General features: G+C 70.7%; 11 protein-coding genes. 4 read left to right on the top strand and 7 right to left on the bottom strand.

What is annotated here, in order from left to right; genetic code table 11:
- Positions 1-68: 68 nt before the first annotated feature.
- Positions 69-668 carry an inner membrane-spanning protein YciB gene (locus FDP22_RS14235; protein ID WP_138574665.1) on the bottom strand — a complete coding sequence of 200 codons (600 nt, stop codon included), beginning with the start codon at positions 666-668 and terminating at the stop codon, positions 69-71.
- Between the two features lie 84 nt (positions 669-752).
- A complete protein-coding gene (gene ftsY, locus FDP22_RS14230; RefSeq protein WP_138574663.1) occupies positions 753-1,982 on the bottom strand; it encodes a signal recognition particle-docking protein FtsY in 1,230 nt (409 codons plus the stop codon).
- A gap of 156 nt (positions 1,983-2,138) precedes the next feature.
- On the opposite strand from ftsY, the gene FDP22_RS14225 reads away from it, so the two are divergent.
- The 3 genes from FDP22_RS14225 to FDP22_RS14215 are packed head-to-tail and all read left to right on the top strand — an operon-like array spanning position 2,139 to position 5,180.
- Positions 2,139-2,555 carry a hypothetical protein gene (locus FDP22_RS14225; RefSeq protein WP_138574661.1) on the top strand — a complete coding sequence of 139 codons (417 nt, stop codon included), beginning with the start codon at positions 2,139-2,141 and terminating at the stop codon, positions 2,553-2,555.
- A gap of 4 nt (positions 2,556-2,559) precedes the next feature.
- Positions 2,560-4,785, top strand: coding sequence for a thioredoxin domain-containing protein (locus tag FDP22_RS14220; protein WP_138574659.1), 2,226 nt, complete (start codon positions 2,560-2,562; stop codon positions 4,783-4,785).
- On the top strand, positions 4,782-5,180 hold the full coding sequence (locus FDP22_RS14215; protein WP_138574657.1) for a hypothetical protein: 399 nt from the start codon (positions 4,782-4,784) through the stop codon (positions 5,178-5,180). The genes FDP22_RS14220 and FDP22_RS14215 overlap by 4 nt, the downstream gene beginning before the upstream one ends.
- A 2-nt stretch (positions 5,181-5,182) precedes the next feature.
- Here the strand turns inward: FDP22_RS14215 and xseA are convergent, their stop codons facing one another.
- A complete protein-coding gene (gene xseA / locus FDP22_RS14210; RefSeq protein ID WP_138574655.1) occupies positions 5,183-6,757 on the bottom strand; it encodes an exodeoxyribonuclease VII large subunit in 1,575 nt (524 codons plus the stop codon).
- A 115-nt stretch (positions 6,758-6,872) separates the two neighbouring features.
- Here xseA and purD point away from each other — a divergent pair, with 115 nt between their 5' ends.
- Positions 6,873-8,144, top strand: coding sequence for a phosphoribosylamine--glycine ligase (purD, locus tag FDP22_RS14205; protein ID WP_138574653.1), 1,272 nt, complete (start codon positions 6,873-6,875; stop codon positions 8,142-8,144).
- Positions 8,145-8,698: 554 nt separating this feature from the next.
- Here purD and FDP22_RS14200 read toward each other — a convergent pair.
- From FDP22_RS14200 to hflK, 4 genes are all read right to left on the bottom strand, one after another.
- A complete protein-coding gene (locus FDP22_RS14200; RefSeq protein ID WP_138574651.1) occupies positions 8,699-9,019 on the bottom strand; it encodes a 2Fe-2S iron-sulfur cluster-binding protein in 321 nt (106 codons plus the stop codon).
- A 157-nt stretch (positions 9,020-9,176) separates the two neighbouring features.
- Complete coding sequence (locus FDP22_RS14195) at positions 9,177-10,673, bottom strand: DegQ family serine endoprotease (protein ID WP_430225882.1); 1,497 nt, start codon at positions 10,671-10,673, stop codon at positions 9,177-9,179.
- A gap of 284 nt (positions 10,674-10,957) precedes the next feature.
- Positions 10,958-11,989 (bottom strand): protease modulator HflC, encoded by a 1,032-nt coding sequence (gene hflC, locus FDP22_RS14190; protein WP_170317708.1) that lies wholly within the window; start codon positions 11,987-11,989, stop codon positions 10,958-10,960.
- On the bottom strand, positions 11,986-13,143 hold the full coding sequence (gene hflK / locus FDP22_RS14185; protein WP_138574649.1) for an FtsH protease activity modulator HflK: 1,158 nt from the start codon (positions 13,141-13,143) through the stop codon (positions 11,986-11,988). Before hflK ends, hflC begins: the two co-directional genes overlap by 4 nt.
- Between the last annotated feature and the right edge of the window lie 9 nt (positions 13,144-13,152).

Below are 13,152 nucleotides of genomic sequence, written 5' to 3'. Positions count from 1 at the left end.
TGCCGGCCGCCGCAGCGGCCGTCAGGCGAGACGAAACCCGCGACCCGCCCTGGCGGGTCTCCGTCGGATCACTCGTCCTTCTCCATGTAGCGGCCCAGCAGGGGCGCCTGGGTGAGGATGAACACGAAGGTCGCCAGCGGCAGAACGAAGGTCCGGAAGGTCACCCAGGTGTCGGTGTCCTGCGTGCGCCAGACCAGCTCGTTCGCCACCGCGAGGCAGGCGAAATACAGCGCGAAGCGCCGGGTGAACAGCATCCATCCCGCGGATTTCATCCGGAACACCTCGCCCATGAGGTATTGCAGGTAGGACTGCCCGCGCATCAGCCCCACGCCGAGGATCACCGCGAAGAGCCCGTAGATGATGGTGGGTTTCATCTTGAAGAACGTGTCGTCCTTCAGCGCGATGGTGAGCCCGCCGAACACCACCACCACCAGCGCCGTGAGCGCGGCCATCTTCGGCAGCGTGCGGCTGATCCACCAGGACACCGCCAGCGCCGCCAGCACCAGCGGGATGAAGACCGAGGTCGCGAAGATCATCCGCGCCAGCTCCGCCTGCTCCGCAGGCAGCGCCGGATCGGCCGTGCTGAGCCGGTATGTGAGGAAGAAGGCGAAGACCGGCCCGAGTTCGAGCACCAGCTTCAGGACGGGGTTCAGCGGCTTTCCGGCCATCTTCAGTCTCCCAGTGTCAAAGGGGGGGCATTCCACCGGGCCCGTGCGCCCGGCCGGTTCCGCGCGCGACGGCCGCGGGGCCTGTCACGCGTCGAGGCCGGTGAGCGCGCGGGCGAACTCCTCCGGGTCGAAGGGGGCGAGATCGTCGATCTGCTCGCCCACGCCGATGGCATGGATCGGCAGGCCGAAGCGGTCCGCCAGCGCCACCAGCACGCCGCCCTTCGCGGTGCCGTCGAGCTTGGTCATCACCAGGCCGGAGACATCGGCGATCTTGCGGAAGATCTCCACCTGGCTGAGCGCGTTCTGCCCCGTGGTCGCGTCGAGCACCAGCAGCGTGTTGTGCGGGGCGGAGGGGTCCTTCTTGCGGATCACGCGGATGATCTTCGCAAGCTCCTCCATCAGGTCGGTGCGGTTCTGCAGCCGCCCGGCGGTGTCGATGAGCAGGAGGTCGGCGCCCTCCGCCTCCGCCCGGGTCATCGCGTCGAAGGCGAGGCTGGCGGGGTCGGAGCCCTCCGGCGCGGTCATCACCGGAACCCCGGCCCTTTCGCCCCAGATCTGCAGCTGCTCGACGGCCGCGGCGCGGAACGTGTCGCCGGCGGCGATCACCACGCTCTTGCCGGCGGCGCGGAACTGGCTGGCGAGCTTGCCGATGGTCGTGGTCTTGCCCGAGCCGTTCACGCCCACCACCAGCACCACCTGGGGCTTGCGCGGGGTGAGCGGCATCGGCCGGGCGACGGGTTCGAGAATGCGGCTCACCTCGGCGGCCAGCAGGCGCTTGATCTCGTCGCCCGAGAGCTTGCGGCCATAGCGGCCCTCGGCCATGTTCGCGGCCACGCGCAGCGCGGTCTCCACCCCCATGTCCGACTGGATGAGCAGCTCCTCCAGGCTCTCGAGCATCGCGTCGTCCAGCGTGCGGCGCAGAACGCCCTGCGCCTGGGGAGCGGCCGCGGCGCCGCCACGCCCGGTGATGCGCGAGAACAGCCCGCGGCGCGGCGCCTCGGCCGGGGCCGCCGGCGGCGGCGCGGGGATGGGCACGGGTGCGGCCGGCGCTGGGCGCGCGGCGGGAGATGTCGGGGCGGGAGGCGTCACGGCGGGCGCCGGTGTCGGGGCGGGCGCGGGCGATGCGGAAGGCGCAGGCGGAACACCGTGCTGCGGCGGCACGTCGGGCGCCGGCCCGCCAGACGCCGGGCCGGGATCGGAGCCCTGCCCCGCGGGCTCGACGGTGCCTCCGTCCTGGAGGATGGCGTCAAGACCTTCGTCGAGCTTCGACGAGGACTTGAACAGGCGGTCCTTGAGCTTTCCGAAAAGCGACATCGGGCGGGCTTCTCCGTCTTCCTGTCCGGCTGCGTGACCCCCTTCCCCTACCGTCAGGCGCGGCAAAGCGAAAGGGAAAAGCGGGCGCATCCCGGGCCTTCGCTTGCCGCTGCGCACCGCAGGTCCTAAGTTCAGCACAAACACCGGGAGATCTGCATGTTCCGTACGCTGGCATTCGCCGCCCTGGCCCTCTTCGGCGCGTCGCTCGTTCCGCCCCTCGCGGCGGCGGCGCAGGACAGCCCCATTCCGGAAGCGGAATGGCGCAGCCTGACCACGGGAAAAACCGTCTACTACTACATAAACGGAACGTATTTCGGCCGGGAGTATTACTGGCCGGGGCAGGATACCGTCACCTTCCAGCACGCGTCCGGTGTCTGCGCCAACGCGCGCTGGACCTATTCGGACGGACGATACTGCTTCTTCTTCGACAAGGCCCATTGCTTCGCGCACGTGCGCCGCGACGGCGAGATCATCATCATCCCGCAGAACTCCGAACCGGGCAGCGAACAGGAGCAGCTGGTGAAATCCATCACCCCGACCAGCTTCACCTGCACCCCCGGCCTGACGAGCTGAGCGGATGACACAAGCCCCCCCGCAGGCCGAGCGCAGCCCCGAGACCGAGGCCGAGCTGGCCGCGGCCTTCGCCGCCCTCGGCCCCGATCACCGCCCGCGCACCCATCTCATGGATGGCGACGCGCCGCGCTACGTGAACCGGCTGATCCGCGAGGCCTCGCCCTACCTGCTCCAGCACGCGCACAACCCGGTGGACTGGTGGCCCTGGGGCGAGGCGGCGCTGGCCGAGGCCGCGCGCCGCGACGTGCCGGTGTTCCTCTCCGCCGGTTACGCCACCTGCCACTGGTGCCATGTGATGGAGGAGGAGAGCTTCGACAACGAGGAGATCGCCGCCCTCCTCAACGCGCATTTCGTGCCGGTGAAGCTGGACCGCGAGAGCCGGCCGGACATCGACCAGATCTACATCGCCGCCACCAGCCTGCAGAACGGCCATGCCGGCTGGCCGAACTCGGCCTGGCTGCTGCCCGACGGCAGGCCGTTCCACACCGGCACCTATTTCCCGAAACCGCAGTTCGCCCAGGTGCTTGGCGCCATCGCCAACGGCTGGAAAAGCTCGGGGCGGGCGGAATTCACCAGCCTCGCCGGCCGGCTGTCGGACGCCATCGCCGCCATCACCTCCGAACGCAAGGAGGCGGTGCCGCTGGTCACCGCGCCGGACGCGGCCTTCGAGCGCATGGCCCGGATGTTCAACCCGGAGGACGGCGGCTTCAGCAAGGGCACCCAGTTCCCGCAGGAAGGCTTCCTGCTGTTCCTGCTCGACCACTGGCGGCGCGGCGGCCCGGACAAGGCCCTCGACATCGCGCGCCGCACGCTCTCGGCCATGGCCGAGGGCGGCATCCACGACCAGGTCGGCGGTGGCTTCCACCGCTACACGGTGGACGTGAACTGGCGCACACCGCATTTCGAGAAAATGCTCTACAATCAGGCCCTTCTGCTGCGATGCTACACCGAGCTCCACCAGGTGGCGCATTGGGGCGGCCATGAGGCGGGCTGCTGCGTGCGCTACCTGGAAGCGGAGATGACAGCGCCGGACGGTGCCTTCTACGCCGCGGAGGACGCGGATTCCCTCACCCCCGACGGCCGGCTGGAGGAAGGCGCCTTCTACGCCTGGACGCCGGAGCAGGTGCGCGCGCTGCTGCACCCCGATCTCGCGGAAAAGGCCATCGCCATGCTGGGGATCGACCGCGCCCCCACCCTGGAGGCCGGTGCGGTGGCGCATCTGGTGCCCGAGGAGGAGGTGCCCCCCGGCCTGTGGGACCCGGATGCGCTGCCGGTGATCCTGCGCCAGTTGCATGAGTACCGCGCCGCCCGCGCCCGGCCCCTGCGCGACGAAAAGGTCATCGCCGGCTGGAACGGCCTGATGATCCGGGCCCTGGCCGAGGCCGCGCTGGAGTTCCACAACCCGCACTGGGCCGCCCTGGCCGTGCGCGCCGCCGAGGCGGTGTTCGCCCGGCTGGACGGGCCGGACGGGCTGTGCCGTATCCATGCCCGCGGCCGGGCGCAGGAGCCGGCGCTCCTGTCGGACTATGCCTGGCTCGGGCTCGCCTGCCTCGCCTTGCACGATGCCACGGGCACGCAGGCCTGGGCGGAGCGCGCCGAGGCGCTGGCCAGCACCATGCTCGCGCGCTTCGATGACGGGCGCGGCCGGCTGGCCAGCGGCTTCGGCCCCGGCCCCTTCGCGCGGATCTACGAGACCGAGGACGGCGCGGTGCCGTCCGGGGAATCCTCGGCGCTGGAACTGCTCGCACGGCTGGCGCTGCGTCGGCCGCTGCCGCTGATGCGCGCCCGGGCCGAGGCGCTGCGCGACGCGCTCTCCGCGCGGATCTCGGATTATCCTGCGGTCTGGCCCACGGCGCTCTCCGCGGTGCGCATCCTCGCGGACGGCGAGGCCGGCGCCACGCGCGTCTGCGCCGACGGGGCCCTGCGCGTACGGCTGGAGACCTTCCACGCCACCGGCGCGCACAAGCTCATCGTCACCATCGCGCCGGGATGGCACGTGGCGGCGGCGGGCGCGGAGGGGCTCGCCGGGGCGGCGCTCGAGGGCGCTGCCACCGTCTGGCCCGCGCCGGAGCCCTGGGAGAACCCGCACACGCCGGCCCCGGTGCCGGTGCACACCGGCACGCTGTCGCTGCCGCTCAATCACCCGGAGGAGATGGTCACCCTGTCGCTCCAGCCCTGCAACGCGGCGGTCTGCCTGCTGCCCGTCACCCTGCGGTTCCGCATCCGATGAAGATCATGGCTCTCGCGGCGCTGCTCTGCGCCGCCGCTCCCGCCCTGGCCGACGAAACGCTGGGAGAGGAGGGTTTCCGTTCCATTGCCGAAGGTTACACGCTTTACTTCGAGCGTGATGGGCAGTTCTACGGCGCCGAGCAATACCTTAAGGGCAACCGCAGCCGCTGGATGGACGGCTCCGGCACCTGCCAGGAAGGCCGCTGGTTCGAGATGAACGGCGCCCTGTGCTTCACCTATGAGGGCAACCCCGCGGCGCAATGCTGGCAGGTGATCCGGCGTGACGGCGAGATCTTCGTGCGCTCGGAGCGGGACCCGGACGGGTTGGGCGAACTGCACATGAGCGGCCGTGACGCCAGGCCGCTGAACTGCCCCGGCCCGCGCATCGGGGTCTGACCTCAGAAGAGCGAGCCCTGCGGGTCCTCGTCGGTCTTGCGCCGGGGCGCGCCGGGGCGCGCGGTGCCCACGGTCACCGTGCCGTCGCGGAACTCCAGCTCCAGCAGGGGCGCGCGGCGCGCGCGCTCGGCCTCGGAAACCAGAGCCCCTCCGGGCTCGCGCACCACCGCGTAGCCCCGCTCCAGCGTCCGCTGGTAGCCCAGGGTTTCCAGCAGGCGCGACGCACGCTCCAGCCGCTCGCGCCGGCGGGCCATCAGCTCGCGCCCGGCCCGCTCGAAACGGGTGCCGCGCTCCACCAGCCGCTCGGCAAGATCGGCCCGCCGGCGCAGCAGGGTCTCCGGGCTCAGCCGGCCGGCGAGACTGCCCAGCCGCTCCTGCCGCCGCTGCAGCATCCCGCCCAGCAGATGCGCCCCGAAGCGCCCGGCGCTGCTGCGCCCCAGCTCGCTGCGCTTGCGGGTGAGCGCGAGCGTGAGCAGCCTCGGCCCGAACTCCCCCGCCCGGCTGCGCGACAGCTGCAGGCGCTTGCCCTGGGTGAAGCCCGACAGCGCGCGCGGCAGGCGCCCGGACATCTCGTCCAGCCGCTGGGCCCGCTCAGCCACCAGCATCTCGGGCCGGGGCAACAGGCGAGAGAGGTCGCGCAGGCGCTGGCCGCGCTCTGCGAGCAGGCGTGCGAGGGCGCGCCGGCGCCGCTCCTCCGCCGCGCCCAGCGTGGCGATGAGCTCGGCGCGCACCGGCACGGCCAGCTCGGCCGCGGCGGTGGGCGTGGGCGCGCGCAGGTCCGCGGCGAAATCGATCAGCGTGGTGTCGGTCTCATGGCCCACGGCGGAGATGAGCGGAATGGCGCTCGCCGCGGCGGCACGCACCACGATCTCCTCGTTGAAGCCCCAGAGGTCCTCCACCGAGCCGCCCCCGCGCGCGACGATGAGCACGTCCGGCCGCGGGATCGGCCCGCCCTGCGGCAGCGCGTTGAAGCCGTGGATGGCCGCGGCCACTTCCGGGGCGCAGCGCTCGCCCTGCACCACCACCGGCCAGAGCAGGACCCTGCGCGGGAACCTGTCGCGCAGCCGGTGCAGGATGTCGCGGATCACCGCGCCGGAGGGCGAGGTGATCACGCCGATCACCTCCGGCAGGTAGGGCGGGCGGCGCTTGCGGGCCGGGTCGAACAGCCCCTCGGCGCCCAGGGCCGCCTTGCGCTTCTCCAGCATGGCCATCAGCGCGCCCAGTCCGGCGGGCGCGATGCTCTCGATGATGAGCTGGTAGCGCGACTGGCCCGGGAAGGTGGTGAGCCGCCCGGTGGCGATCACCTCCATGCCCTCCTCCGGCCGGGTGGCGAGGCTGCGCGCCGTGCCCTTCCAGATCACCGAGGAGAGCACCGCCCGCTCGTCCTTCAGGTCGAGGTACAGATGCCCCGACGCGGGCCGTGACACGCGCCCCACCTCGCCCCGCACCCGCACATGGCCGAATCCGCCCTCGATGGCGCGTTTCACCGCGCCGGACAGTTCGGTTACACTGAAGACGGGCGCATTGCCCGCCGCGCTGTCCGGCTCGGGGCCGTCATCATCGAATAGCTCGCTCATGCGCCCTGAATAGCGGCTTTCCACGCCGAACCAAAGGGCGCATTCCGCTTGCGACGCCTCCGCCGCCTCCCTAGAACGGCGGCAGGACTTCAGACGGCCAGCGGAGGGCTCTCGCGTGAACATCCTCATTCTCGGCAGCGGTGGGCGCGAGCACGCGCTGGCCTGGGCGATCAGCCGCAACGCCTTGTGCGACAAGCTCTATTGCGCGCCGGGCAACGGCGGCATCGCCAGCCTGGCCCAGTGCGTGGCACTGGACGCGGAGGATGGCGCGGCGGTGCGCGACTTCTGCGCCGAGGCCGGCATCGACTTCGTGGTGATCGGGCCCGAGGCGCCGCTGGCCGCCGGCGTGGCCGACGTGCTGCGCGCGGCCGGACTCCTCACCTTCGGGCCGGGGCGCGAGGCGGCCCAGCTCGAGGCCTCCAAGACCTTCACCAAGGAAATCTGCGACGCCTGCGGCGCGCCGACCGCCGCCTGGGCGCGCTTCACCGAGGAAGCCGCCGCCCTCGCCTACGTGCGCGCGCAGGGCGCGCCGATCGTGATCAAGGCCGACGGCCTGGCCGCCGGCAAGGGCGTGGTCGTCGCCATGACGCTGGAGGAGGCGGAGGCCGCGATCACCGACATGCTGGGCGGCGCCTTCGGCACGGCCGGCGCCTCCGTGGTGATCGAGGAGTTCATGACCGGCGAGGAAGCCTCCTTCTTCGTGCTCACCGACGGCACCGACGTGCTACCGCTTGCCAGCGCGCAGGACCACAAGCGCGCCTTCGATGGCGACGAGGGCCCGAACACCGGCGGCATGGGCGCCTATTCGCCCGCTCCGGTGATGACGCCCGAGATCGAGCGCCGCGCGCTCGACGAGATCGTGAAGCCCTGCATCGCGGAGATGGCCCGGCGCGGCACGCCCTACCAGGGGGTGCTCTACGCCGGGCTGATGATCGGCCCCGAGGGGCCGCGGCTGGTGGAATACAACGTCCGCTTCGGCGACCCGGAGGCGCAGGTGCTGATGCTGCGCGCCGGGGCCGGGATGCTCGACGCCCTGCTCGCCGCCGCGCGCGGCACGCTGGGTGGCTTTGCCATCGACTGGGCGGAGGACCCCGCGATCACCGTGGTGATGGCGGCCGAAGGCTATCCCGGCGCCTACGCGAAGGGCGAGGCGATCGGCGGGCTGGACGCGGCGAATGCCGTGGAGGGGGTGACCATCTTCCACGCCGGCACGAAGGCGGAGGGCGGCGCCATCCTCTCCAACGGCGGCCGGGTGCTGAACGTCACCGCCACGGGCCCCACGCTGGCCGAGGCCCGCGCCCGCGCCTACCGCGCCGTGGAGGCCATCGACTGGCCCGGCGGCTTCTGCCGCAGCGACATCGGCTGGCGGGCGCTGACCCGGGACTGACCGCCCCGGGCCGGCACTGACGCGGAAGAGCCCCCGCGCGGGCGGGGTTGACAGCCCCCGGCGCCGCGCCGAGGGCCCTCTCCGCCTCTCCGCCTCTCCGCCTCTCCGCCTCTCCGCCTCTCCGCCTCTCCGCCTCTCCGCCTCTCCGCCTCTCCGCCTCTCCGCCTCTCCGGGTAGCTCTCCGGCTCTCCGCCGGCGCTCAGGGCCGCATCTGGCCCTCTGGTGGGCGCTGGGGCGATGGCGCGGGGTGGTGTATCCTGAATGCCGGGGTGATTGTTGCGGGGAGTGACATCGCCGGCGCGCAGTGCCCGGCGCGGCCTGGCATCCCGCTCGGCCAAGCGCCATGAGGCGGGTGGGCTCGGGGCACCTCTGGCTGCGGGCCGCTGCTGAAGGTTTGCCGCCCGGGGCACGGCGGAGAGCAGCCGAGATGACAGCAAGTCCCGCCCGCAGCCCCGGCAGGCCGACGCCCCCCGGACATGACAGCGGCCTCTCCCCGGGTGGGGAGAGGCCGCGATTCTTCGCGTGGCCGGGCGCGCGCCCAGGCCGGCGGTGGGTCAGATCTGCTTTTCCGGCATCTTCACCTTGAGGCCGTCCAGCGCGTCGGTGACGCGGAGCTGGCAGGTGAGCCGCGAGGTCTCGCCCGGGTTCCAGGCGAAGTCGAGCATGTCGATCTCCATGTCGTCCTTGGCCGGCAGCTTGTCGACCCAGGCCGGGTCCACATAGACATGGCAGGTCGAGCAGGCGCAGGCGCCACCGCAGTCAGCGTCGATGCCGGGAATGCCGTTGTCGCGGGCGCCTTCCATCACGGTCATGCCATTGGGCACGTCCACCACATGTTCGGTTCCGTTGTGCTCGATGTAGGTAATCTTAGCCATGCTCTGCCTTTCCCGATGCGCGTTGCGGATAAGTCTTAATGCAGGCCGGCGGGGCCTGCCAGTGGAAATCAGGCCATGTACCGGCGGTGAACGGGCCATGAAAAAGGGCCCCCTCGCGGGGGCCCCTGGCAGGTCGGGACCGTTGGGCCCGGGCCTCTCAGTCCTCGAGCTTGAGGGCCACGAAGCGCGGCTCGCCCTCGCGCTGGACCAGCATGAGGATGGAGGTGCGCCCCGCTTCCTTGGCCGCCTTCACCCGGGCCTCGGCATCCGCCGGGGTGGCAACCGGCTGCTGGCCGACTTCCATGATCACGTCGCCCGGGCGCAGGCCCTTCTCGAAGGCGGCGCTGGTGGCATCCATGTCCGAGACGATGATGCCCTGGAGATCGTCCGGCAGGCCGAACTGCTCACGCATATCCGGGGTGATGGCCGACAGGGTCATCCCGAGGACCTGGGCATCGGTGCTCGGCTGCGGCGCGCCATCGCCGGTCGGGCCGCCCTCCATCGAGGCGTTGACCTCGTTCTCCTCGAGCCGGCCCAGGGTGACGAGCACGGTCTGGGTCTTGCCCTCGCGGAACAGCACCACGCGGACGGCCTTGCCCACCTTGGTGTCGGCCACCATGCGCGGCAGGTCGCGCATTTCCTTCACGTCGTTGCCGTCGAAGGAGAGGATCACGTCCCCGCCCTTGATGCCGGCAGCGGCGGCGGGGCCGTCATCGGTGACGCCCGCGACCAGGGCACCGGAGGCTTCCTTCAGCCCGAGCGCCTCGGCCATTGCCGGGTCGACGGGCTGGATGCGGACACCGAGCCAGCCGCGCCGGGTCTCGCCGAAGTCCTTGAGCTGGTCGACGACGTTCTTGACCACGTTGGAGGACATGGAGAAGCCGATGCCGATGGAGCCGCCGTTGGGCGAAAGGATGGCCGTGTTCACGCCGATGACCTGGCCGTCCATGTTGAACAGCGGGCCGCCCGAGTTGCCCCGGTTGATGGCCGCGTCGGTCTGGATGAAGTCATCGTAGGAGCCGCGCAGCGAGCGGTTGCGCGCCGAGACGATGCCGGCGGTGACGGAGAAGCCCTGGCCCAGCGGGTTGCCGATCGCCATCACCCAGTCGCCCACCCGGGCGAGATCGCTGTCGCCGAAGTTCACGAAGGGCAGCGGCTCGTCGCTCTCGACCTTGAGCAGAGCGATGTCGGTCTTGGGGTCGGTGCCGATGAGCTTGGCATCGAGGTTCTTGCCGGAGAACAGCTCGATGGAAATTTCGTCGGCGGATTCGATCACGTGGTTGTTGGTGACGATGTAGCCGTCAGCGGAAATGATGAACCCGGAGCCGAGGGCGGTGGCCCGCTCGGGGCTCTGGCGCTGGCGGTCACGGAAGTTCTTGAAGAATTCCTCGAAGGGCGAGCCCTCGGGGACCATCGGGTTGGGGCCTTCGTCGCGGCGCGCGACGATCTGGCTGGTGGTGATGTTCACCACCGCGGGGCTGAGCTGCGCGGCGAGATCCGCGAAACTGTCGGGCGCGCCCCTCGCTTCCACGACCGGCGCCTGGGCGACGGCGACCGTCGCGGCCATGAGCCCGACAGCCAGGACCTTGCGCAGGGGAGCGTAGGAACGAATTGCGTCGGCCCGTCGCGTGACGGACCTTGCTACGGTGGGCAGTAGAGCCAAGGTCTTTCTCCTCTATCGAACACCGCCCGGGGCCGGCCTGGCACGCGACGGCCGCGTGGGTCGGGATGCCGGTCCGTCCCGGATGCGGGGCGGATGTCAGCCTCAGGCTCGAGGCAGACTTTCTCACCAATGCAGGTGCGATGCGAGGCATTTGTGATCATGATAGATCACCATCAGGTTAGCAATCGAGAGCCGGGCGTGACAAATTGCCCCTCTGCCCCGCCTGCCTGTCCTGAAAGGGTCCGGAGGCCGCGCGGCGGCCTCCGGGGGGCGGCTCATTCGGACGGAGCCGGAGCCTGGTCTGCCGGCGCCACGGGCGCCTGAATTCCGGACGCCGCGGGCGCCGGGGTCGCGGGGGCATCGGCTGCCGGAGCACCGGCGGCGGCCTCGGGCGGCGGCGCAGGCGCATCGCTGTCGACAAGCCCGATGCCGTTCAGCCCCGGCGTGGGCACGCCGGCGGAGCGGAGGTACTCGAAGAACTCGCTGTCCGGCGTCATCACCATCGTCGATTTCCCGGCATCCAGCGCCTTGGTGTAGGCCTCCAGCGAGCGGTAGAAGGCGTAGAACTCGGGGTCGCGGCCATAGGCATCGGCGTAGATCTTGTTGCGCTGGCCATCGGCCTCACCGCGGATGATCTCCGACTGCTTGCGCGCCTTCGACAGGGTTTCCACGGCCGTACGGTCCGCCTGGGCGCGGATGATCTGCGCCGCCTCCTGGCCCCGGGCCCGCTCGTCCGCCGCCTCGCGCTCACGCTCGGACTTCATGCGGTTGAACGTGGCGGAGAGGTTCTGCTTGGGCAGGTCGGCGCGGCGGATGCGCACGTCGATGATCTCCACGCCCAGCCCCTCGGAGGAGGTGCGGGCCACGTCGCGGATCCGGGTCATCAGCGCCTGCCGGTCCGAGGACAGCACCTCGTTGGAGGTGACCGAGCCCAGTTCCTGGCGCAGCGAGGCGTTCAGGATGCGCTCCAGGCGGACCATCGCCTCGTCCTCGCTGCCCACCGCCTGGCGGAAGCGCTCCGGGCTGATGATGCGCCAGCGCGCGAACCCGTCCACCACCAGGCGACGGTCGTCGAGCGGGGTCACCTCCAGCTCGCGGGTTTCGAGCGCGAGGATGCGCTTGTCGAACTTCACCACGTTCTGGATGAACGGGATCTTGAAGCCGATGCCGGGATCCGTGCGCTTCTCGACGACTTCGCCGAACTGCAGCACCAGCGCCTGCTCGCGCTCGTCCACGATGAACACCGAGGAGGCGGCCGCGATCACGACGACGGCGGCGGCACCGAGAAGAATGGTGCTCCGTTTCATTGGGCGTCCTCCGGCTTGGGCGTCGAGCGCAACTCGTTGAGCGGCAGGTAGGGCACCACGCTCTTGCCGACGTCGGGATCGATGATCACCTTGTCCACGTTGCCGAGCACCCGCTCCATGGTCTCGAGATAGAGGCGCTTGCGGGTCACCTCCTTCGCGTTGACGTATTCGTTGTAGATCGCCGTGAAGCGCGACGCCGCACCCTGGGCCTCGTTGACCGCCTGGGAGCGGTAGGCCTCGGCCTCCTGCACCAGCTGGGCGGCTTCACCGCGGGCCTCGGCGAGCTTCTTGTTCGAGTAGGTCTGGGCCTGCTGCTCGAAGCGGTTGCGCTCCTGCTCGGCGGCCTGGACGTCGCGGAACGAGTCGATCACGTCGGCGGGCGGGTCGGCCTTGTCGAAGTTCACGCGCACGATGTGGATGCCGCTGCTGTAGCTGTCGAGCGTGTCCTGGATGATGGTGTAGACCTCCTGGCTCACCTGGGCGCGGTCGCGGTTCAGGATCGGAGCCAGGTCGGACCGGCCGATCACCTCGCGCATGGCGGATTCCGACACGGCGGAGATGGTGGCTTCCGGGTCCTTCAGGTTGAACAGGAACTCGCGCAGGTCCGACACGTTCCAGACCACCTGGAAGTCGATGTCGACGATGTTCTCGTCCCCGGTCAGCATCAGGCCTTCCTCGACCGTCTGGCCGCGGCGGGTCTCGTTCACGCCCACGTTGACCACGCGCTCGCGGGTGACCGGCTCCACCTCATGGGTGACGACGGGCCAGGGCGCGAAGTTCAGGCCGGGGCCCGTGGTGTTGGAATACTTGCCGAGGAACAGCTCAACCGCGCGTTCTTCCGGCTTCACGGTGTAGAAGCTGGCGAACAGCCAGACGCCGACCGCGGCGAGACCGATCAGGGCGATGCCGCCCCGTCCGAGGTTCGCGCCGCCGCCACCGCCGCCACCGGAGGGCGGACGGCCGTTGCCGCCCTTCCCGCCCATGAGAACACGAAGCTGCTCCTGCCCCTTCTTCACGATGCGGTCGATGTCGGGAACCTGCGTGTTTCCACCGCCCGGGCGATTGCCGTTGCCCCAGGGGCCGCGGTCGTCTCCACCCTTCTTGTCGTCACCACCGCCGCCTCCCCAGGGGCCGCCATTGTTGCTATAGGGCATTTCGCTCCT

The organism is Paroceanicella profunda, assembly GCF_005887635.2.
Lineage (GTDB): Bacteria > Pseudomonadota > Alphaproteobacteria > Rhodobacterales > Rhodobacteraceae > Paroceanicella > Paroceanicella profunda.
Note: the sequence above shows the minus strand (reverse complement) of the source record. Positions and strands in the feature narration are given on the sequence as shown.